General features: G+C 66.7%; 22 protein-coding genes. 11 read left to right on the forward strand and 11 right to left on the reverse strand.

From position 1 onward, the window contains the following. Window positions 1–30: 30 nt before the first annotated feature. The 8 genes from NCCP691_RS01245 to NCCP691_RS01280 all read left to right on the forward strand — a co-directional run bounded on the left by NCCP691_RS01245 (window position 31) and on the right by NCCP691_RS01280 (window position 8,544). Window positions 31–981, forward strand: coding sequence for a Bug family tripartite tricarboxylate transporter substrate binding protein (locus NCCP691_RS01245; RefSeq protein WP_220806538.1), 951 nt, complete (start codon window positions 31–33; stop codon window positions 979–981). 52 nt (window positions 982–1,033) lie between these two features. Next, window positions 1,034–2,389 carry a glucarate dehydratase gene (gudD, locus tag NCCP691_RS01250; RefSeq protein WP_220806412.1) on the forward strand — a complete coding sequence of 452 codons (1,356 nt, stop codon included), beginning with the start codon at window positions 1,034–1,036 and terminating at the stop codon, window positions 2,387–2,389. 68 nt (window positions 2,390–2,457) lie between these two features. Further along, window positions 2,458–3,915, forward strand: a complete 1,458-nt coding sequence (locus NCCP691_RS01255; RefSeq protein ID WP_220806413.1) for an aldehyde dehydrogenase (NADP(+)) — start codon at window positions 2,458–2,460, stop codon at window positions 3,913–3,915. Between the two features lie 287 nt (window positions 3,916–4,202). Continuing rightward, window positions 4,203–4,391: a hypothetical protein gene (locus NCCP691_RS01260; RefSeq protein WP_220806414.1), complete on the forward strand. Its 189-nt coding sequence runs from the start codon at window positions 4,203–4,205 to the stop codon at window positions 4,389–4,391. A gap of 218 nt (window positions 4,392–4,609) precedes the next feature. After that, window positions 4,610–5,830, forward strand: coding sequence for a YncE family protein (locus tag NCCP691_RS01265; RefSeq protein ID WP_220806415.1), 1,221 nt, complete (start codon window positions 4,610–4,612; stop codon window positions 5,828–5,830). Between the two features lie 63 nt (window positions 5,831–5,893). Continuing rightward, entirely contained in the window at window positions 5,894–6,595 is a 702-nt protein-coding gene (locus NCCP691_RS01270; protein WP_220806416.1) for a Crp/Fnr family transcriptional regulator, read from the forward strand. A 28-nt stretch (window positions 6,596–6,623) separates the two neighbouring features. Then, window positions 6,624–7,562 (forward strand): bestrophin family protein, encoded by a 939-nt coding sequence (locus tag NCCP691_RS01275; protein ID WP_220806417.1) that lies wholly within the window; start codon window positions 6,624–6,626, stop codon window positions 7,560–7,562. A 94-nt stretch (window positions 7,563–7,656) separates the two neighbouring features. Continuing rightward, a complete protein-coding gene (locus NCCP691_RS01280; protein WP_220806418.1) occupies window positions 7,657–8,544 on the forward strand; it encodes a transporter substrate-binding domain-containing protein in 888 nt (295 codons plus the stop codon). A gap of 52 nt (window positions 8,545–8,596) precedes the next feature. Here the strand turns inward: NCCP691_RS01280 and NCCP691_RS01285 are convergent, their stop codons facing one another. Genes NCCP691_RS01285 through NCCP691_RS01330 form a run of 10 tightly spaced genes read right to left on the reverse strand, consistent with a single transcriptional unit; the run spans window position 8,597 to window position 16,217 of the window. Further along, a complete protein-coding gene (locus tag NCCP691_RS01285) occupies window positions 8,597–9,034 on the reverse strand; it encodes a DUF3305 domain-containing protein (protein ID WP_220806419.1) in 438 nt (145 codons plus the stop codon). Between the two features lie 24 nt (window positions 9,035–9,058). Beyond that, window positions 9,059–9,430, reverse strand: a complete 372-nt coding sequence (locus NCCP691_RS01290) for a hypothetical protein (protein WP_220806420.1) — start codon at window positions 9,428–9,430, stop codon at window positions 9,059–9,061. A gap of 1 nt (window position 9,431) precedes the next feature. Further along, the gene (locus tag NCCP691_RS01295; protein WP_220806421.1) at window positions 9,432–9,809 is read right to left on the reverse strand and encodes a hypothetical protein; all 378 of its coding nucleotides are present in this window, start codon (window positions 9,807–9,809) and stop codon (window positions 9,432–9,434) included. Window positions 9,810–9,826: 17 nt separating this feature from the next. After that, window positions 9,827–10,930 carry a formate dehydrogenase subunit gamma gene (locus NCCP691_RS01300; RefSeq protein WP_220806422.1) on the reverse strand — a complete coding sequence of 368 codons (1,104 nt, stop codon included), beginning with the start codon at window positions 10,928–10,930 and terminating at the stop codon, window positions 9,827–9,829. 10 nt (window positions 10,931–10,940) lie between these two features. Further along, the gene (locus NCCP691_RS01305; RefSeq protein ID WP_220806423.1) at window positions 10,941–11,156 is read right to left on the reverse strand and encodes a hypothetical protein; all 216 of its coding nucleotides are present in this window, start codon (window positions 11,154–11,156) and stop codon (window positions 10,941–10,943) included. Continuing rightward, entirely contained in the window at window positions 11,153–11,833 is a 681-nt protein-coding gene (gene fdh3B, locus NCCP691_RS01310) for a formate dehydrogenase FDH3 subunit beta (protein ID WP_238482259.1), read from the reverse strand. The genes NCCP691_RS01305 and fdh3B overlap by 4 nt, the downstream gene beginning before the upstream one ends. Before the next feature lie 8 nt (window positions 11,834–11,841). Next, on the reverse strand, window positions 11,842–14,730 hold the full coding sequence (locus NCCP691_RS01315; protein WP_220806424.1) for a formate dehydrogenase subunit alpha: 2,889 nt from the start codon (window positions 14,728–14,730) through the stop codon (window positions 11,842–11,844). 10 nt (window positions 14,731–14,740) lie between these two features. Beyond that, the gene (locus tag NCCP691_RS01320; protein WP_220806425.1) at window positions 14,741–14,959 is read right to left on the reverse strand and encodes a formate dehydrogenase; all 219 of its coding nucleotides are present in this window, start codon (window positions 14,957–14,959) and stop codon (window positions 14,741–14,743) included. Next, complete coding sequence (locus tag NCCP691_RS01325) at window positions 14,956–15,624, reverse strand: TorD/DmsD family molecular chaperone (RefSeq protein WP_238482260.1); 669 nt, start codon at window positions 15,622–15,624, stop codon at window positions 14,956–14,958. Before NCCP691_RS01325 ends, NCCP691_RS01320 begins: the two co-directional genes overlap by 4 nt. Beyond that, on the reverse strand, window positions 15,621–16,217 hold the full coding sequence (locus NCCP691_RS01330; protein ID WP_220806426.1) for a DUF3306 domain-containing protein: 597 nt from the start codon (window positions 16,215–16,217) through the stop codon (window positions 15,621–15,623). Before NCCP691_RS01330 ends, NCCP691_RS01325 begins: the two co-directional genes overlap by 4 nt. A gap of 114 nt (window positions 16,218–16,331) precedes the next feature. Between NCCP691_RS01330 and NCCP691_RS01335 the strand changes: the two genes are divergently transcribed. Further along, a complete protein-coding gene (locus NCCP691_RS01335) occupies window positions 16,332–17,216 on the forward strand; it encodes a DUF4142 domain-containing protein (RefSeq protein WP_220806427.1) in 885 nt (294 codons plus the stop codon). A 442-nt stretch (window positions 17,217–17,658) separates the two neighbouring features. Then, on the forward strand, window positions 17,659–17,907 hold the full coding sequence (locus NCCP691_RS01340; RefSeq protein WP_220806428.1) for a hypothetical protein: 249 nt from the start codon (window positions 17,659–17,661) through the stop codon (window positions 17,905–17,907). Window positions 17,908–17,959: 52 nt separating this feature from the next. Here the strand turns inward: NCCP691_RS01340 and NCCP691_RS01345 are convergent, their stop codons facing one another. Beyond that, entirely contained in the window at window positions 17,960–18,343 is a 384-nt protein-coding gene (locus tag NCCP691_RS01345; RefSeq protein ID WP_220806429.1) for an OsmC family protein, read from the reverse strand. Window positions 18,344–18,793: 450 nt separating this feature from the next. Here NCCP691_RS01345 and NCCP691_RS01350 point away from each other — a divergent pair, with 450 nt between their 5' ends. Beyond that, window positions 18,794–21,289, forward strand: a complete 2,496-nt coding sequence (locus NCCP691_RS01350) for a hypothetical protein (protein WP_220806430.1) — start codon at window positions 18,794–18,796, stop codon at window positions 21,287–21,289. Window position 21,290: the final 1 nt, after the last annotated feature.

Consider the following 21,290-nt stretch of genomic DNA (forward strand, 5'->3'; position numbering starts at 1 on the left):
TCAAGGACCAAGGAGACAATGATGAAGAAAATGCTCGCCGCACTGTTTCTCGGCCTCGCGGCCGTCGCATCCGCGCACGCGGCCTATCCTGAAAAACCGATCATGGCGGTCGTGCCGTTCCCGCCCGGCGGCTCCACCGACGCCATCGCGCGCACCATGGGCGCGAAGATGTCGCAGACGCTCGGACAGCAGATCGTGGTGGAGAACCGCCCCGGCGCCACCGGCGCGATCGGCGCCGGCTACGTGAAGAACGCCGCCCCCGACGGCTATACCTTCATGGTGGCCTCGATCGGCGTGTACTCGGTCAACCCTGTTCTGCAGAAGAAGATGGTCTACGATCCGTCGAAGGACTTCGACCTGCTGACGGTGGCCGTGCGCGCGCCCAACGTGCTGGTGGCGACGCCCGCCTTTCCGGCCAATCAGCTCAACGAACTGATCGCGCATCTGAAGAAGAATCCGGAGAAGGTCACCTTCGCCACCTCGGGCGCCGGCTCGTCCGACCACCTGACGGCCGCGCTGTTCTGGCAGAAGACGGGCACCAGCGGCATCCACGTCCCGTACAAGGGCGGCGCGCCGGCGATCTCCGACCTGATCGGCGGGCACGCGGACGTCTCCTTCCAGAACCTCAACGTCGTGGCCGGCCACATCAAGAGCGGCAAGCTCAAGGCGCTGGCCATCACCGGCGACAAGCGTTCGCCGCTGCTGCCCCAGGTGCCGACGCTGTCGGAGCTGGGCGTGAAGGAAGTCGACGTCTATTCCTGGCAGGGCGTCGCCGCGCCGAAGGGGTTGCCGGCCGACGTCAAGACGAAGCTCTACAACGCGGTGGTCGGGTCGCTCAGGGATCCCGAGATCAGCAAGCGCCTGACAGAACAGGGCTTTGAGATCGTCGCCAACTCGCCGGAGGAGTTCGCGAAGTTCCAGGCGCAGGAGCTGGCGCGCTGGAAGCAGGTGATCGAGGCGGGCAGGATAGAACTCGACTGATCAGCCGTCCTCCTTCATCGGGAGGACACCACTCACCGAACTGGAAATACCCATGTCAGCATTCAATCCTACGCAAGCCGTGCGCGGCGCGCCCGTCGTCACCGACATGCGGGTCATCCCCGTGGCCGGCCATGACGGCATGCTGCTCAATCTGAGCGGCGCCCATGGCCCGTTCTTCACCCGCAACATCGTCATCCTCACCGACAGCAGCGGTAACACCGGCGTCGGCGAGGTGCCGGGCGGCGAGCGCATCCGGCAGACCCTGGAAGACGCGCGCGCCATGGTGGTGGGACAGACCATCGGCAACTGGAACGGCATTCTCAATGGCGTGCGCAATGCCTTCGCCGACCGCGATGCCGGCGGGCGCGGCCTGCAGACCTTCGACCTGCGCATCACCATCCATGCCGTCACCGCGCTCGAGGCGGCCTTGCTCGACCTCGCCGGCAAGTTCCTCGGCGTACCGGTCGCCGCCTTGCTGGGCGAGGGGCAGCAGCGCGACAAGGTGGAGATGCTGGGCTATCTGTTCTACGTGGGCGACCGCAAGGCGACGGACCTGCCTTACCGGAGCGAGCCGGACGCCGGCGACGACTGGTTCCGGCTGCGGCATGAGAAGGCGCTGACGCCGGAGGCGATCGTGCGCCTGGCCGAGGCGGCCTGGCAGCGCTACGGCTTCAACGATTTCAAGCTCAAGGGCGGCGTGCTGCGCGGCGAGGACGAGATGGAAGCCGTCACCGCACTGGCCGAGCGCTTTCCGCAGGCCCGCATCACGCTCGATCCGAACGGAGGATGGCTGCTCCGGGACGCGATCCGCCTGTGCCGCGACAAGCATGACGTGCTGGCCTATGCGGAAGACCCCTGCGGCGCCGAGAACGGCTACTCGGGACGTGAAGTGATGGCCGAGTTCCGCCGTGCCACGGGGCTGCGCACCGCCACCAACATGATCGCCACCGACTGGCGCGAGATGGGCCATGCGATACAGCTGCAGTCGGTGGACATACCGCTCGCCGATCCGCATTTCTGGACCATGCAGGGCTCGGTCCGGGTCGCCCAGATGTGCAAGGAATGGGGGCTGACCTGGGGCTCGCACTCCAACAATCATTTCGACATCTCGCTGGCGATGTTCACCCACGTCGCCGCCGCCGCGCCGGGCGACATCACCGCCATCGACACGCACTGGATCTGGCAGGACGGGCAGCGCCTCACCCGAGAGCCGCTGCGCATCCGGGGCGGCATGGTCGACGTGCCGACGGCGCCGGGACTCGGCGTCGAACTGGACATGGAGCAGCTGGAGCAGGCGCACCAGCTCTACAAGACCCGCGGCCTCGGTGCGCGCGACGACGCGATCGCGATGCAATACCTGATTCCGGGCTGGAAGTTCGACAACAAGAAGCCCTGCATGGTGCGCTGATCGCCGCCGTCCGTGGAACATTCGCGTCCCGGCCCTGTCCGGGACGTTTTAACTGGAGCAGAAACATCATGTCCGACAACGAAGGAATCACGCCTGTCCCGGTGCAGGAATCGACGTTCGCGCAGATCGACGCGGCGGTGAACGCCGCGCTGCAGGCCGCGGAGCAGTGGGCCGCGTCCGGCGGCGCGCAGCGCAGCGGGCTGCTGAGGGAACTGGCGAGCGCGCTCGAAGCCGGGCGCGAACGCCTGGTGGCGCTCGCCGACGCGGAGAGTCATCTCGGCGCCGGCCGTCTCAGCGGCGAGCTTGACCGCACTGCCTATCAGCTGCGCGCCTTCGCCGATGCGGTGGACGCGGGGGAGCCGTATGCCGTGATCTACGATCCGGCGGTGGCTGGCGCGCCGCCCGCGGGACGTCCGCGGCTGCTGCGCGTGGCCGTGCCGCTCGGGCCGGTCGCGATGTTCGCGGCCAGCAATTTTCCTTTCGCGTTTTCCGTGCTCGGCGGCGATACGGCGTCGGCGCTCGCCGCGGGCTGCCCGGTGGTGGTGAAGGCGCATCCCGCGCATCCCGGTCTCTCGAACGCGGTGTTCGACCTCGCTGTCGAGGCGGTGCGCCGCTGCGGCGCGCCGCCGGGCGTGATCGGCATGGTCAGCGGCGCATCGCGCGAAGTCGGGGTGCACCTGGTGCGTCATCCGGATATCGCTGCGGTGGCGTTCACCGGTTCCCATCGCGGAGGCGTCGCGCTGCAGAAGGAAATCAACGCCCGCGAAACGCCGATCCCGTTCTTCGGCGAGCTCGGCTCGATCAATCCCATCGTCGCGCTGCCGCCGGCGCTCGAGACGCAGGGCGAAGCGCTGGCCACCGCGCTCGCCGCGTCCATCGCGCAGGGCTGCGGCCAGTTCTGCACCAGCCCCGGTGTGCTGATCGTCCACCGGAACGCGACGACGGACCGTTTCATCAGGCAGCTGGCCGAGGCGATGGACGCGCAGAACACGCATGCGATGCTGACGCCCGCCATGCGCGCCAACTTCGACGAAGGCGTCGCCCGCCTGAACCTGCATCCGGAAGCCAGGCGGCTCACCGCCGGCGAGCAGACGCCGGACCGCCACCCGGTGCCCAACCTGGTGGCGATCGGCACCGAGGCCTTCCTGCGGCATCCCGAACTGCGCGAGGAAATTTTCGGGCCGTCCTGCGTGGTGGTCACCGTGGACTCGACGCAGGCGCTGCAGCAGGTGCTTGCCGCGATCGGAGGCAGCCTGACCGTGACCGTCTGGGGTGCCGACAACGAGGATGCCGACACCGCGGCCGTGGTCCGCAGCGCGATCAGGATCGCCGGCCGCGTGCTGTTCGCCGGCGTGCCCACCGGCGTGGCCGTGACGCGGGCGCAGCACCACGGCGGCCCCTGGCCCGCGTCGACCCAGCCGCAGACCACCTCGGTGGGTCTGATGGCCATGCATCGCTTCCTGCGGCCGGTCGCCCTGCAGGCGCCGCCGGGATGGCTCGCGGCGCGGCGCGGCATGCCGCTTTGAGGATCGGCACCGGCATCGGTGAAGGCGGCCGGCATGCGTTCTCTGCGGCCCCCCGCGCCGCACTTTGCTGATGCGCCGCAAGATAGCGGAAGCATCAGGCGCGCCAGGACGTGGCGACCTGCCGCGGTTTGCCGGAACATCGCCTCGCCGCCTCTGAAAACAGCGATCGCGGGCGCGGCGCAGAGAGTCCTTGCTTTCTCATGATATGCCTCTAAGGTGAGCTATCCGTAGGCGGTTTTTGTGCGCTGCACACTGCTGCTTCTCGCCACCTTTGCAGGAGAAATACCATGAAGAACATCCTCCCCCTGACGCTGCTGGTCCTGTCGGTCAGTGCCTGTTCCGGCATGCGCGGCATGGAGTCGTCGGGCGGTTCCAGCCAGAGCCTGCGCGCTTACCCCGAGTCCAACTACAACTCCACCAATTACCCGGTGGTCGATCCGAGGACGGGCGAACTGACGTACTACCACGGCGGCTGAGCCGCGGCGGGCAGGACGGCCGGGCGGCTTGGTGCGGGTCGCCCGCGCCGGCGAGGGAGATGTGGCGCGCGACCGGCAGGCCGAGGCTTGCCGGACGGCGGCTGAAATGTCGGGAACCCGACACTGCCGCGGGCGCCTCCGGTGCAGAATTGGCTTGGTCCGGAGCGGAAGGGTTCCGCACGCCGGACGCATAACGATAACCATCCCTGCACCGAGACATGCGACTTCACATCTCCCTTGCCTTTGCCGCCGCCGCGCTGGCGTCGACCTCCCTGCATGCGCAACAGCCCGACGGCCTGCGCGACGTCGTCCTGGTGGGCAGCAACTGGGACGGCACCGCCGAGATCTTCGATCCCCACAGCTTCCGGGTCCTCAAGCGCATCGACATCGCGCCCGACCGCAAGGAGCGCATGGAGGAGATCGAGAATGGCGCCATCACCCGCCGGGCCGCCTTCCACCTGATCCGCAACGTGATCGGCGAGGGGCATGACCAGCTCGTCGACGATCTGTTCCCCTCCCGCGACGGCCGGTTCATCTATGCCTCGCGGCCGAGCTTCGCGGACGTGGTGGCGATCGAGGTCGAGACCGGCAGGATTGCATGGCGCACGCCGGTCGAAGGCGTGCGCGCCGACCATGCGGCGATCTCTCCGGACGGCCGCATCTTCCTGGTGTCCGCGTCCACCGCGCGCAAGGTGCACGCGATCGATACCGCCACCGGCAAAATCGTGGGCGAGTTCGAGTCGGGCGACCAGCCCCATGAGAACACCTACTCGAAGGACGGCAAACACATCTATCACGCCAGCATCGGCAAGGTGTATGTACCGACCACGGCTTCCTGGCTGGACTGGATCAAGGGCGACCGCTGGTTCCAGATCGTCGACGCGCAAACCTACAAGGTGCTGCGGCGCGTCGACATGGGCAGCAAGCTGGCCGAGTTCGGGCGGCCCTGGGTGGACAAGGCGGTGCGGCCGATGGCGGTCGCCCCGGATGAAAAGCATGTCTATTTCCAGGTCTCCTTCTTCCACGGCCTGTTCGAATACGATGTCGCCGCCGACAAGGTGACGCGTGCGCTCGATCTGCCGGTGCCGCAGGAGATCGCCGATCTGCCGTACCGCAAGTACCAGCTCAATTCCGCCCACCATGGTCTGGCGATCAATTCCGAGGGCACGAAGCTGTGCGTGGCCGCCACCATGTCGGGTTATGCGGCCATCGTCGACCGCGCCAGCTTCAGGTACACCACCGTCCGGCTGTCGGATAAGCCGCTCGGGGCCAAGCCCTACTGGGCGACCGAAAGCGCGGACGGCAAGTACTGCTATATCTCGGTCAGCGAGCAGGACCGGGTCTCGGTGATTTCTTTCGAGGACGGCAAGGAAGTCGCCAGCGTGCCGGTCGGCGACCACCCGCAGCGGGTACGGACCGGAAAGCTGCTGATACGCTGAGCGCCTGCACGCCGGGCCAAAGTCGGCGACAATCTTTCGTCGCAACAGCAAACGGGCACGGACATGCAGGCAGGGCAGGGCATCGACAGGTATCTCGCGACGATGCGGGCGGGCAGCTGGTTTCAGGCGCTGCCCGACGGCCTGCGCGCGCAGCTCGAACGCCTGGCGCTCGTCAGGCGCATGGATGCCGGCAGTTTGCTGTTCGCACGCGGCGACGCCCCGGACGGCCTGTACTGCGTGGTCGAGGGCGCGGTGCGCGTGGCCGGCATCTCCGAGTCGGGCAAGGAAGCCGTGCTGGCGATCGTCGAGGCGCCGCACTGGTTCGGCGAGATCGCGCTGTTCGACGGCCAGGCGCGCACCCACGATGCGTGGGCCGAGGGCACGACGGTGCTGCTCCACATTCCGCAGCAGCCGCTGCTGGCCGCCTTGCGCGACAACCCTGCATGGTGGCGCGAGTTCGGACTGCTGCTGACGCAGAAGCTGCGCACCACCTTCCTCGTCCTGGAAGACTGGGCGCTGCTGCCGGCCGCCGGGCGGCTCGCGCGCCGCCTGGTGTCGATCGCCGAGGGCTACGGCGAATGGAAGGACCGCAGCCGGCGCCTGCTCTACGTCTCGCAGGAGCAGCTCGCGCTGATGCTGTCGCTGTCGCGCCAGAGCGTCAACCAGATCCTCAAGCAATGGGAAAGCCGCGGCCTCGTGCGGCTCTCGCGCGGCGGCATAGAGCTGCTCGACATTGACGGCCTGCGGGCGCTGGCCGCATCATGAGGAAAGTCTCCACGCCGCCCCGCATCCCATGATCGTTCGTGACCGCCCGACAGGTTTCCAGCTTTTCTTCATTCTCAAGGGTTCGGTCCTGCCGCGCGTGCGGCGCGTCCTCGCGGCCAACATCCTCGTCGCCGTCGCAGTGACGCTGCTGCACGGCGCCTTCTTCAGCGTGAAGATCACGCTGACGCCGATTCCGTTCTCGCTGATCGGACTCGCGCTGGCCATCTTCCTCGGCTTTCGCAATGCCACTGCCTACGACCGCTGGTGGGAGGGGCGCAGGCTGTGGGGCGGGCTGGTGCACGACTGCCGCAATCTCGCGCGGCAGTGCCTGAGCCTCGTGGACGGCCCCGCGCCCGAAGCCGCACGGCCGCTTGCCGACATCCGCACCCGCATGATCTTCCGCGCGATCGCTTATGCCCACGCGCTGCGGCAGCTGCTGCGCGACGCGCCCGACGCGGCGCAGCTCAGGCCCTACCTGACGGAGGAGGAGTGGCGGGCCTGCGGCGAGCCGCGCGCGGCGCTGCAGCGCCTGATGCTGGGCATGGGCGGCGACCTGCGGCGGCTGCAGGCCGACGGCCTGCTCGACGGGCCGCGGGCGGCGGCGATCGACCATACCCTGTCGTCCATGGTGCAGGCGGCCACCGGCTGCGAGCGGCTGCGCACGACGCCGATACCGTTTTCCTACACGCTGCTGCTGCACAGGACCGCTTACCTGTACTGCTTCCTGCTGCCGTTCGGGCTGGTCGATTCGATCGGCTTCATGACGCCGGTGGTGGTGGCCATCGTCGCCTACACCTTTTTCGGCCTGGACGCGCTGGGCGACGAGATCGAGGAGCCGTTCGGCATCTCCGACAACGACCTGCCGCTCGATGCGATCTGCCGCACGATAGAGATCGATCTCAGGACGGCCGCCGGCGATACCTCGCCGCCCGCGGTTCTGCAGCCGAACGGCTTCGTCCTCACCTGAAGGCGCGCACCTTTCCGGCGCATTTTTTCCGGCACGCAATTTGCTGATATCCCTCGCCATTCATCTCGGCATTCACCCAAAGGGAGCATTTGCAATGAAACTCATGACCGCCGCCGCGCTGGCCTCCATCTGCCTCGTATCCGCCGCCCAGGCCCAGGAGCCCACCGGCACGCTGAAGAAGATCAGGGATACCGGCACGATCACCATCGGCCACCGCGAGTCGTCCATCCCGTTCTCCTACCTCGACGACAGGCAGCAGCCGATCGGCTACGCGATGGACCTGTGCCAGAAGGTCGTCGAAGCGGTCAGGGCCGAGCTGAAGATGCCCAATCTGAAGGTCGCGCTGCAGCCCGTCACCTCGAGCAACCGCATTCCGCTGCTGCAGAACGGGACGATAGACCTGGAGTGCGGCTCTACTACTAATTCCGTAGCGAGGCAGCAGCAGGTGGCGTTCGGGCCCACCTATTTCTTCATCAATGTCACGGCGGCGGTGAAGAAGACCTCGGGCATCGACTCGCTCGCCGGCCTGGCCGGCAGGAACATCTCCACCACCTCGGGGACGACCGCCGTGCCGCTGCTCAAGGCATACGAAAAAACGAAGAGTGTGGAAGTGAAGGAAATCTACGGCAAGGATCATGCCGAGTCTTTCCTGCTGCTGGTCGACGACCGCGTGTCGGCCTTTGTCATGGACGACATCCTGCTGGCCGGTCAGATCGCCAATGCGAAGACGCCGTCCGATTACAGGATCATCCCCGAATCCCTGCGACAGGAGCCGTACAGCATGATGCTGCGCAAGGACGACCCCCAGTTCAAGTCGCTGGTCGACAGGACGATAGCGCAGGTGATGACCTCCGGCGAGATCGAGAAGATCTACGCGAAATGGTTCATGTCGCCGATACCGCCGAAGAACGTGAACCTGAATTTCGCGGTGTCGCCGGCACTGAAGGAAGCGTTCAGGGCGCCGAACGACAAGGGAATCTGAGGATCGGCCGGCGGGCGGGGAGGGCTTGCCGCATCGCGGCCGGCGCGCGGCGTCAGCCGTGCTCCCGTCCGCGCCGGGGCTTCGGCTGGTAATACGCCTGCAGATAGGCGCTCAGCCAGTCATGCACTTCCGGCGGCATCGGCACCCCTTCGGTGCAGTCGCCGGAATCGAGCATGCGCGTGCCTTCGCCATAGCTGACGGAGGCCAGCATGGGCTGCGGCAGGCCGTCCCGCATCTGCCACATCACGAATACCTTGGGCTCGGGCGCCGCCCAGTTTTCGAAGTAGCCGTCGTCCTCGTCGCGGTGCAGCTCCAGCCGCAGGCCCGGCATCAGCCAGGTCTGGCGTTCGCCATCCTCTTCCAGCAGCCTGTTGCCGGCACCGCTCGTGCCGGGCACCACGGCGGCGACCGACCAGCTGCCGTCGCACCAGCGGTGGGCCGGCGGATGCCGCTGCATGACGACGGCGATCGGCATGGCGCCCCTCAGCATCGGATGCTCCTTTCCCCAGTATGGCTACTTGCCTTTTTCGGCGGGGTTCTTGACGTCTTCGCTCGGCGGGGCGGTGCCCGCCTTTTCGCTGCGCACCGGCATCTGGGGCGTCTGCGTGGCCTGCGGCTTCGCCGCGGCGCCGCCGGCCGGCTGCTGCGGGTGGACTTGCCAGCCGTTTTCCGCGGCACGCTTGCGCCAGTGGTCGGCCACGCTGTCCATCGATGCGGCCAGCTCCTTCTTCTCCCGCTCGGCCTGCGCCGCCGCCGCCTGCTTTTTCTCTTCCGCCGCCTGTTGCTGCTCCGGCGTCAGCGCCGGCAGCTTCGCCAGCGCCGCGCCGCTCACGAGCGCGCAAGCCAGGCCGAGCGCGATACGGTATCGCTGCATGATGTCGTGCATGTCATTTCCCTTCCTGGCGCGGTACGCCCGGGGTGCCGCCGCTCGGTGCCGGGGGCGCCTGGGTGGCGGCCGCGCCCGGCGTGGTCCCGCCCATCTGCGCGCCGCTCGCCGTGCCGCCCGCGCCTTCCGGAATGCTTGGCGTGCCGCTGACGCTGCCGGCCGGCGCCTGGCCGCGCACGCCTTCCTGCGGCGCGTTCGCCGCGGGCGGCGCCGGATGCTTCGGCGTCGCCTGGGCCATCACTTCGCCGCTGGTGAGGCCGCCGGACGTGACCTGTCCCGGGAACTTCGTCTGGCGCACCTCGCTGGCGGCATCGCCGCCGCGGTCGCAGCCGCCCAGCAGGATGCCGAATGCGAGGCAAAGTGTTGGTGCCGTCCTCATGCTCGTCCTTTCCCGGCTCAGCCGCGCGGATACGCGGGCGCGCCGTCGGTGTCGCCGCCGGCGGCCGGGCGGCGGGCGCCGCTGCGGTGCCGCTCGACCAGCTCGTTGTACCAGAGCTCATGGTGGGAGTGCGCCCAGGCCTCGTCCACCGTCCCGTATCGCATCGAATGCCAGGCGCCCGGCGTGCCCACGGTGCCGATGTAGATGTGGCCCATGGCGAACGCGATGTAGAGCGTGGCGCCGATGATGTGCAGGTAGTTTGCGATCTGGAGCAGATAGCGCGTCATCTCCATCGTGTTGCCCGGTCCCTTGAAGTAGGGGAAGTTGAGCATCAGGCCGGTGATTGTCATCAGCAGGCCGAGCAGGGTGATGCCGACCCAGAACCAGACCTTTTCCCCGGCGTTGAAGAAGCCCGCCGGGATGTGCTCGTGCCGGATGAGGCCGCCGCCCTTCTTGATCCATTGCCAGTCGTTGCGGTTGAACAGATTGCGCCGGAGGAAGGTGAAGAACATCAGGAGCGAACAGACGATGAACAGCGGACCGATGAAGTTGTGCAGGTACTTGGAGATCAGCGCGAACCAGTAGAAGACGCTGTGGCCCATCCACGGCAGCATTATCTTCTTGCCGAACATGATGATGATGCCGGACAGCGCGAGCACGATGAAGGTGATTGCCGTCGCCCAGTGCACCAGCCGCTCCCAGCCGGTGAAGCGCTCGATCTGGCCGCCCCCGTGCTCCTCCTTTGCCGGTCCCGCCAGCCGGTAGAAGCCGAAGATCCCGAGCGGCACCACCAGCAGGATGGTGCCGGCGATGATGGCGAACGGGCCGTTGCGCAGCGTGCGCCAGGTGTTGCCGCCGCGCTGCAGCACGACGTCCTGCTCGGTCATGTGCCCCGGCGGCACGATGTAGTGGCGGTCGAAATGCTGGCGTCCCGACGCGGTGGAGCCGAAGCCCGGCTCGGGCTGGTCCTTTTCGGTCTGCAGGATGGTCTGCTCTTCCGCGTAGGCGGGCACCGCGCTGTCATGGGGCACGGCGGCGCGCGCCGGCGCGAACGCCAGCAGCGTGGCGACGATCAGGAAAACGAGCGCATGCCAGCGCGACAGTAAGGGTGCGCGAATCATCGTTGTCCTCCTACGGGCTGGTCCGCTCATACTCGTTCTGCAGGTGATTGCGGTTGCTGATCGCCGCATTCCAGGCCAGCCTGTCGCCGCTGTAGTAGGCCTGCGACGGCAGGTTGTCGGGCTTGCCGTCGTATTCGCCGGCGCGCCAGCCGGGATGCTGTTCGACCTCCAGACAGCCCGACAGCGGCACCAGGATCAGTAAAGCGAGCATGCGCAGGGATTTCATGTCGGCAGGTTCCTCGGATTGTTCTGGAAAGCGCCCGGCATCTGGTTGGTGCGCGGGCCGTCCTGGCGTCCTTCCACCGGGCCGCCGTTTTCAGGCTCGTAGGCGATGTCCCAGCCCCACAGTTGCGGGCCGTAGCCGCGGGTATCGACGCGCTTCTTGTAGATGTTGGCGATGATGTTGGCGTCGCCGCCCATCAGCGCCTTGGTGCCGCACTGCTCCGCGCACTGCGGCAGCTTGCCTTCGCTGATCCGGTTGCGGCCGTACTTGAGGAATTCCGCCTCCGAATTGTCGGGCTCGGGGCCGCCGGCGCAGAAGGTGCACTTGTCCATCTTGCCGCGATGGTTGAAGGCGCCGGTCTCGGGAAACTGCGGCGCGCCGAACGGACAGGCGAGATAGCAGTAGCCGCAGCCGATGCACTTGTCCTTGTCGTGCAGGACGATGCCGTCGACGGTGTGATAGAAGCAGTCGGTCGGACACACCGCCATGCAGGGCGCGTTGGTGCAGTGCATGCAGGCGATCGACAGATAGTGCTCACCGGGCGCGCCGTCGTTGATGGTGACCACGCGCCGGCGATTGACGCCCCAGGGCACCTCGTTCTCGTTCTTGCAGGCGGTGATGCAGCCGTTGCAGTCGATGCAGCGCTCGGTATCGCAGATGAATTTCATTCTCGAGGCCATGTTGCCTCCTATGTTCGGACGACCCGGCAGAGAGACACCTTGGTCTCCTGCATCATCGTCACCACGTCATATCCATAGGTCCAGCCGGTGTTGGCGGCTTCGCCCAGCACGATGGGCGCGGCACCCTCCGGATAGTGCTCGCGCAAGTCTTCGCCCATCCACCATCCGCCGAAGTGATAGGGCATCCAGACCGTTCCCTGCGGCACCCGCGGCGTGACCATCGCATACACCTTGAGGCGGGCGCCGGTGGGCGTCTCGACCCAGACGAATTCCTTGCTCTGCACGCCGATGTTGAGCGCGTCCTGGGGGCTGATTTCGACGAACATCGCCTGCTGCAATTCGGCCAGCCAGGGATTGGACCTTGTTTCGTCGCCGCCGCCCTCGTACTCGACGAGCCGGCCGGAGGTCATGATGAGCGGGTAGTCCTTCGAAAAGTCCACCGCCTGCACCGACTTGTACAGCGTCGGCAGGCGCCAGAAAGCCGCCTTGTCGTCATAGGTCGGATACTTCTGCACGAGGTCGCGGCGCGGCGACATCAGCGGTTCGCGGTGGACCGGCACCGGGTCCGGGAAATTCCAGACGTTGCAGCGCGCCCGCGCATTGCCGAAAGGCGCGCAGCCGTGCTTGATCGCGACGCGGATGATGCCGCCGGACAGATCGGTCTTCCAGTTCTTGCCTTCCGCCTGCGCCTGCTCCTCGGGCGTCAGCTCCTGCCACCAGCCGAGGCGCTTGAGGAAGACATGGTCGAATTCCGGGTAGCCGGTGTCGATTTCGCTGTCCGCGGTGGCGGAACCGTCGGCCGCGAGCAGGCTGTCGCCCTTGTAGGCCACGCCCCAGTTGGCGCGGAACGGCAGGCCGCCTTCCGCCACCGGTTTGCTCAGGTCGTACAGGATGGGCGTGCCCGGGTGCTTCATTTCCGGTGTGCCCCAGCACGGCCACGGCAATCCGTAGTAGTCGCCCTTGCAGGGCCCGGACTCGGCGCGCAGGGTGGTGGGATTGAAGGTGTGCTTGTTGTGCATGTGCAGCTTGAGCCGCTCCGGCGAGCAGCCGGTGTAGCCGATGGTCCAGCAGGAGCGGTTGATCTCGCGGAGGATGTCCTCGATCACCGGTTCATTGTTGACGACCTTGATGTTCTTGCACATCTCGTTGGCGAAGCCGAACTTCTTCGCGAACAGGTACATGATTTCATGGTCGGTCTTGCACTCGAACAGCGGCTGGATGACGCGCTCGCGCCACTGGATGCTGCGGTTGGAAGCGGTGCAGGAACCCTGGGTCTCGAACTGCGTGGTCGCCGGCAGCAGGTAGACGCCGTCCTTGCGTCCATGCATGGCGGCGGTCATGGTGGGATAGGGGTCGATCACCACCAGCATGTCGAGCTTCTGCATCGCCGCCTTCATGTCCGGCAGGCGCGTCTGGCTGTTGGGCGCATGGCCCCAGAACACCACCGCGCGCAGATTGCTCGGCTGGTCGACGAATTCGTTCTTCTCCAGCACGCCGTCGAACCAGCGGCTGACCGTGGTGCCCGGCTTTTCCATCATGGCCTTGGAGGCGAAGCGGGACAGCAGCCATTCATAATCGACGCCCCAGACCGCGGCGAAATGCTTCCATGCCGCTTCGGCCACGCCGTAATAGCCGGGCAGGGAATCGGGATTCGGACCGACGTCGGTGGCGCCCTGCACATTATCGTGACCGCGGTAGATGTTGGCGCCGCCGCCGGCGATGCCGATATTGCCGAGCGCCAGCTGCAGGATGGACAGCGTGCGGACGTTGGCGGTGCCGACATGGTGCTGGGTCACCCCCATGCACCAGACGACCGACGACGGCCGGTTCTTCGCCAGCATCTCGGCCGCCGTGCGTACCGCGGCTTCCGGCACCCCGGTCACCTCGGATACTTTCTCCGGCGTCCATTTGGCCACCTCCTTGCGCACCTCGTCCATGCCGTGCGTGCGGGCGGCGATGTATTCCCGGTCTTCCCAGCCGTTCTCGAAGATGTGCCAGAGGATGCCCCAGACGAGCGCGATGTCGGTGCCGGGGCGGATGCGCACATAGTGATGGGCGAAGCGCGCGGTGCGGGTGAAGCGGGGGTCGACCACGATCATCTTCGCGCCGAGTTCCTTGGCGTGCAGGAAGTGCAGCATCGAGATCGGATGGGCCTCCGCCGGATTGGAGCCGATGAACAATACCGCCTTCGAATGATGCAGATCGTTGAAGGAGTTGGTCATCGCGCCATAGCCGTAGGTCTGGGCGACGCCGGCGACGGTGGTGGAGTGGCAGATGCGCGCCTGGTGATCGGTGTTATTGCTGCCCCACATCGAGACGAACTTGCGCAGCAGGTAGGCCTGCTCATTGTTGTGCTTGCTCGACCCGATCCAGAAAACCGCGTCCTGTCCCGCCTGCTCGCGGATCTGCAGCAGCCGGTCGCCGACCTCGGCGATCGCCTGGTCCCAGCTGATGCGCTGATACTTGCCGTTGACCAGCTTCATCGGGTAGCGCAGCCGGTGCTCGCCGTGGCCGTGCTCGCGTACCGACGCACCCTTGGCGCAGTGGGCGCCCATGTTGATCGGCGAATCGAAAGCCGTCTCCTGGCGCACCCAGACGCCGTTCTGCACGATCGCGTCGACCGAGCAGCCCACCGAGCAATGGCTGCAGACGGTGTGCTTGAGTTCGGTCTTGCCCGGCGCCGGCGTCTGTACGTTCTCGGCGGCGGCGGCCGGAGCGATCACATTGAGCGGCAGTTCGCGCGCGATCAGTCCCGCGCCGGCGGTGAGGCCGGCCCGGATCAGGAAGCCCCGGCGGTCGACGGTCGCGGTCGTGGCGGCGAGCCTTTCGAAGGTTCCGGCAAGCCGGCTCGTCCCGGTCCTGGCGGCGCTTCCCTCTTTTCTCTTCAGCAGAGTCATTGCCCGACTCCTAGAAATCCGCGCTTCGGTAGTACTTGCGGATGTGTTCTGTCTCGTGATATCCGCTGCTCGCGGGCGCGGTCGCGGCCGGCTCGGCCTCAGGCAGCGGCTGCGCCTTGCGGCGCGCCAGCCAGCTCGCGGCCACCGCCGCCGCCGGCACTCCGAGCGCCGCCGCAAGGAACGAGCGGCGCTTGACGGTCGTTGCATCCTTGGTCGTTGCATCCTTCATTCAAGGCTCCCTTCGGTCTCGGCATGAATCGGTTCGGATGAGGCATCTTCGTCGTCGATCGAAAACGCCTCGCGCTCCAGGTCGAGGAAGGCCTGGGCATAGCCGCCGACGCAGCGATAGAAGCGCGCCGGCGCGGCATGGCAGAGATCGTCGAGGCAGCGCCCGTACCAGGGCGAGACATGCCTGACGAAGAAAGTTTTCTGTGTGGACAGGGGGCGGGGAAGGGCGCCCGGCGCACCGGCGATCAGCACCCGCATCGTCTCGCACAGCGCGCCGAGGTGGTCTTCCGATTCCGCCACGCCCGGCACGCGCGCCAGCCCCAGCGCGTGCAGGTCGCCACGCAGCTGCGCGAGCGGCTTCTCCATCATGAAGCCGGTCAGATAGCGCGAGCCATAGGGATTGAGCAGCGGCGTGCCGATGCCGATGAAAAGCGCGTCGAACTCCTCCCGCGCGGCGTCGGCATCCATCGTCCCGGCCGCCGACACCAGCGCCTCCCAGGCCTGGTCGAGCGGATGTCCCGCGCCGCGTGCGGGCAGGGAATCGGCCGCCGCCAGCGCGGCCAGCAGCGACGGCGCCGGCGGCTTGAGCAGCAGCGTCGCCACCAGCGCATACATGTCGGCCCGCGCCTGGTCTTCTTCCGTCAGGGGGCGCGGCATCGGTTTCATTCGGACTTCGGCGTATTGCAATCTGCGTCGCTCCCGTGTGAAAAATTGACATGTTCATTGAATGGAAGAGGCGTTCCTTCCGCGGAAGAATCCTCTGCTGCATCGCCGGCGTCCGGCTCCGCCGTTGCGTCGGGCTCGCATTCCTGCGGCCGCCTATCGGCGGCGAGGGCAGCGGTATCGCCATCGGCCTCGGCCGGCGTTACCGTTTCCGTAGTCCGCTCTTCGCGCACGGGGTACAGCGGCTGCGGATTGAGCGTGCTTCTCGCATGCCAGAGGGCCGCGACCATTTCGGGCGGCAGGGGCGAGGGCCTGGTGTAGTCATCGATATAGATATCGAGCCCGTCCATCTGCTGAAAGTGCGGGTCCGAGAAGAGTGTCCTGAGCGCCGAGCGCCGCACGTCGGGATCGACGCTCCTGGCGACGAAGCGGGAGAAATCGGAGTCCGGCGCCAGCATCCGCACATCCTCCATCGATGGTCCTTGCGCTTGCGGCGCGTCGGCCGCGGCCGGCGCAGGAACGGCCGGCGCGGGCTCGCCTTCCGGCTTGCCCGCGGACTTCAGCCTTGCCCAGCGCGTCAGAAAACCTTCAGCCATGCCTTGCCCCGCGTCCGCAGATCAGCAAGCCATAGCAATCTTTGCGCCCGATCTGTCGCGGGCCGTGGCATGAAGCTTGCGCGCGGCGGCCGCAAGCGAACGGAGAGAAACAGCATGGCCAACATTTCACGCAGGACGGCCCGCGCATGCGCGCTGGCCGTATGCCTGGCGGCGCTCTCGCAGCCGGCGCTCGCGCAGAGTTCGGCTCCCAGCGCGGAGGGCAGCGGCGAGGGAAACCGCTTCGGCGCCGCGCGCGGCAGCGCGGCCACCGCGCCGATGCAGGGCGGCAGCGCGGCATCGGGCGGGCGCAGCAATGCGCTCGGCGATCCCCGGTCGGCGCCGGTGCCGGCGGGGCGCGAGGGCGGGGCAGCCTTTTCGCACCAGCCGGACCGGCAGGAAAAGCCGAGGGTGAGCAACGCCGACGCCCAGCTGATGCGGGATCTCGGCGCCGCGCACCTCGCGGAGATCAAGATGGCGGCGCTGGCCACCGCGATATCGGGCGACGAGGCAATACGGCTGTACGCGCAGAAGATGCTCGAGGAACATTACGCCGCGCTCGACAACCTGCGCCGCGTCGCGCGAACGGCGGGCGTGGTGCTGCCGGGCGGCGTCGCCACCGAACATGCGGCCCTGCTGCGCAAGCAGGCGCTGCTGACCGGCCAGGAGTTCGACCGGGCCTATCTGCAGGAGGCAGGGCTCGCGCTGCATGAGCAGTCGCACAAGCTGGCCCAGTCCGCGATGAAAGCGTCCTCGCCCGAGGTCCGCAACCACGCGGCCATGCTGCTCCCCGTCGTCGAGGAGCACGCCAGGCTCGCGGAAACCATGAACGCCGAACCGGCGAAGGCGGCCGCCGCGGTACGCGGCACGCTGAAAGCCGGGCAGTCGGTTTTCCTCGCCCAGGGCGCCCCGGCCCCGGGCCTGGCGCGCGGCGGCACCAACAGCGGCGACAAGGGCAATGCAAGCGTGGCCGGACGCCCGGCCGGCGAGGTCAGCAGGTAGCGCGCGCAGGGAAAATGACGTAGGAAAACAGGAAGGACGAAGGGGAAATTGCCTAACTGCCTGTCCGGGAAGGGAATTTCCCAGTACTCCACATTGCCTGTGGAAAAATATGTGGAAAAGCCAAGGGAAAGTGCCCCGGACCCTTGTTTTTCCTTGGCTGCAAACAATCTGCCTATTTTATGAGCAAGAAGCGGCTTCCTTGCTAATCAATGACTTAGCGCAATTGCGCCGCGACGGCCCGGGCACGCGGAGAGGCGTCGCGCGCTGAGGCGCGAAATGTGCACAAGGCCGCTTTCTCCCTCGAATATGGGATTGAAAAACCGGTGCCTGCGATGCAGGAAAATTCCTACAGGACACGCCTTGGGCGCCCGCCCGCGCCACTGACCGATATCAAGGCCGCGAGGCGCCGCGGGCGTGTAATGGCGGCTTCGCCGGAGGCCATATGCGAATTCTTGAAAAACATCCGATATCCATCGTCGGCCACTATCTGGTCATGGAAGGCCAGGTGGAGATGCCGGAATGCGGCAGCACCCCGTTCTGCTGGGTCGAGGACGAGAACGGCAACATGGTGAGCGAGTTCGTCGACCAGGACCTGGCCATGGGCATCGCGGAACAGCTGGCCGGGGAAGAGGGCACCCCGGTGGATGACAACGACGACGGCGACGACGCGCCGCCGCGCTGGCTGCACTGAGCCCGAACACGAACCTGCCCGTGCCAGCGCGTTCGCGCCCGGCGCCTGCGCGCTAATCCGCCCGGCTGACGATGCGGATCTGCCCCGACAGGGTTTTGTGCACCGGGCACTTGTCGGCGATCTCGTTCAGTCGCCGGCGGTCGTCCTCGCTCAGGTCCCCGACGTAGGCGATATGCCGCTCGAGCACGAAAACGCCATCCTGCTGGCGGTGCTCCACGCGCACGTCGATATCGCGCAGGTCCATGTTCTTGCGTCGCGCGTACATGGTCACGGTCAGCGCGGTACATGCCGCCAGCGACGCGGCGAGCAGGTCATGCGGTTCCGGCCCGGAAGCCTCCCCACCGTAGGCCGCCGGCGCATCCGTCAGCAGCCTGTGCGGGCCGATCTCGATCACGTGCTGCAGCTTGCCTTCCCCGCGATGTACCTTGACTTCCATTTTTTTCTCCTTCGGCTCGAAAAACGATGTGGGCGTCCACCGGACCGTCGCGAGGGCTGGAACCTTTGACACGGGTGCCTTCACTCAGGCGAGGCAGTCGGATGTTGCGCAAAGAATAAAGCAAGCCCGGCATCGTTGCCGAGCACCTTCCGGCTGTCCTCCGCCGCCGGGGAGACTTCAACCCGTCTCATCGTTTTCATGGGAATTGACATGCCTGGATTCTCCGCTGTCGCGTCCAGCCTTCTCTGCTGCTTCCGCCCTCGTCCGCACCAATCACCGGCCGCTCAGCAACAGCCTGCGCCCGCGTCCCCGGAGCCGGCCGCTTCGCCGCCTGCCACCGCCGGCAGTTCCCGGCACGCGGGCCGGAGCACAAGCGCGCTCGCGGCAAGCCTGCGGCGAACCGCCCGCAGCCAGACTTCCGCTGGCGCACGTTCCGGCGGGTCGATCGAGTTGAGCTCGCTGCAGCGGCCGCCTTCCACCCAGGCGAGTGCGGGTGCGCAAAGCCGCCCACCGGAGTGGCCGACGATTTTCGATCTCCCGGCCTTGACGGACGAGGCGGGCGACGCCCCCGAGCCGTTCCCCGGCGGCGAAGTGGCGGAAGTGCTCGGGGTGGCGCGAAGCGGCCCGGACGGCGCGTCGCGGATCGATCTCGTCCTCGATCGCAGCCTTGAGACTTACCTGAAAGCCTGCCGGGAGGATCCACGCGCGTTCGAAGGCACACGCGAGATCCTTGACAGAGGGGGAGACGCGGACTGGCAGATCAGCGTCCTTGCGCATATCGCCAGCGCGTACTCGCCGGCGTCCGACAGTCGTGCGGCTCGCCTCATCGACGAAGCAAGCCGCGGCCTGCGGGCGGACCCCGCTCGCTTCGCCGATGGCAATGCGTTTCTCGATCTGCTGGAGCGTATCGGCGCGGAACTGCGCGACACCGGAAGAAAACTGGCGAGAGTGCACCTGATGGCGACGCTTGAAAACACGCTGCACTGCTACGCGATCCCCGCGGGGAGCGAGCCCCACGAACTGATACACCGCTACATCGGCAATCTCCGGCACCGTCCTGGCGACCGGATCGACCAGGACCAGTTCAGACACATCGTACGGCGGGTGGCGGGAGAGGTTCATCGCGCTGAGCTTCGCAGGCATCCCGCATGGGTCGAGGCCTCCCGGGCGCCGCGCGAGACAAAACGCGCGCCGACCGAATGCATGATGCACTGGATCGCTACCCTGGCGCGCGCGGTCCAGGAGGGCGGCCTCCCGGGGCAGGCTAATCGCTGCGAGGAACTGCTGTCGGATGCCAAGAAACGCTGGCTGAGCCATGCGATGGGCTTCGCCGAGACGCGGGAATTCTTCGCCTCGCTGAAGGAGCAACTTGAGACCGAGCGGCCGGAGCTTGCCGAGGTCGCCGGACGCCTGCTGTCGCAAATGCCGGGCTCGCCGGAAGAGAATCGCGACCTCGTTTCGCACTGGGCTTCCACGCTTGCACAGGCGGCGGACGCCAGTACGCTGGACACGGCGCAACAGGAATTGTGCGCGGGGCTGCTGTCCACCGCACGGGAATACCTGGAGCGGCAGGCGGAACCGGCACCGGAATCGGTGCGCGCCTTGCTCAGTTCCGCCGAATCGCGACTGACGGCGGCAGGCATTGCGGATCTCGGGCAGCTGGCCGGTACCCTGGCGGCCCGGGCTCACACTAAGGAGCAGGATGAACTGACCCTGGACAAGGAGGCGCTTGCATTCGCGACGCGCCTGCACGACAACGTGTATGGCCGCGTCTTCAACTCGGCCCTGGTGAAGAGTCTGGTGGAGCGGCCGACGTCCGGAGTCATCGCGGCCGCATCGGCGATGAGCAAATGGCTTGAGCAAAGTCTCCTGCGTGAACCGCTCGATGCGCAGTGCGTCTGGAGCCTGCGCGGCGTCCATTACATGGTGACCGATTATCCCCGCCCCTGGATGAGCGCGGTCCCAGGGCTGCTGGAACTCCAGCGAGTGGATAAGCGCGATGTCCACGCCATCGCCGCCGTTATCAGGAATTTCCTCCAGCAGGAGGACAAGAATGGGCCGGAATGCATTGCGGTCCCGTATCTGATTGCGGTCGGTTTTGCCGACCTGCGGAAGGCATTGCGTCCGAGCTGGAGCGAGGCGGCAAACGGCAAGTATTCTTCCCTGCTCATTCCACGGCGCGACAGGCTGGACAATCTCGAAGACGTTCCAACATCGATGCTAGGAAGCGCGAACGGGTTGTACTCCTCCGGGAGGATCGTCAGGACCGAGTACGACAAGAAGGTGCAGGAAGTCCGGCATATCAGGCGGCAGCTCAAGGCAGGCGCGCCGAAACTGAACCAGGGAGGCGTGACGCTTCCGCATCAGCCTCCGGTGATCGAGGAGGACTGGATGATTCGGGCGATTCGTCCTTCCACCCAGGTCAGGCCGAACTTCGCGCATCTGATGGAAGAGGCGGGCGGACCATCCACCGCTCCACGCCGGAGAAACACGCTGAAAGAGACGACCAGGCGCTTCCTCGCGAAAGGCATGACTTTCGGCACCGATCTCTCCGGCGTGACGAACCTGTTTCTGCATGCCGTTGACGATGCGATGGCAAAAGGCTTTCCAGTGGATGCAAAGAGCGCGCTGCTCCTGGCGGCGATGTATCTCGGATACGATGGCGGCCACTCGCTGGCGGAGGTGCTTTGGGTCGCGAATGCGCTGGACGGGAAAGATGAGGGCCAGCTCGATCTTGAACTCGAATTGAGGAACGCGCCGGAGCCCGAGCAGTTCATCGCCGATTACAACTGGCTGTACGTCCTGGGCGACGACAATGACGTGGAAACGCATATCGACGAAGCGTTCGACGCGACGACCGCCTACCTGGAGAAATACAGCTACTACTGGTCGCCGGTGGGCGGGGAGGAGGCAGAGAATGTGGCGCGGGCACGCGCCAGCGCCTGAG

This window comes from Noviherbaspirillum aridicola (assembly GCF_019656455.1).
GTDB lineage: Bacteria > Pseudomonadota > Gammaproteobacteria > Burkholderiales > Burkholderiaceae_D > Noviherbaspirillum > Noviherbaspirillum aridicola.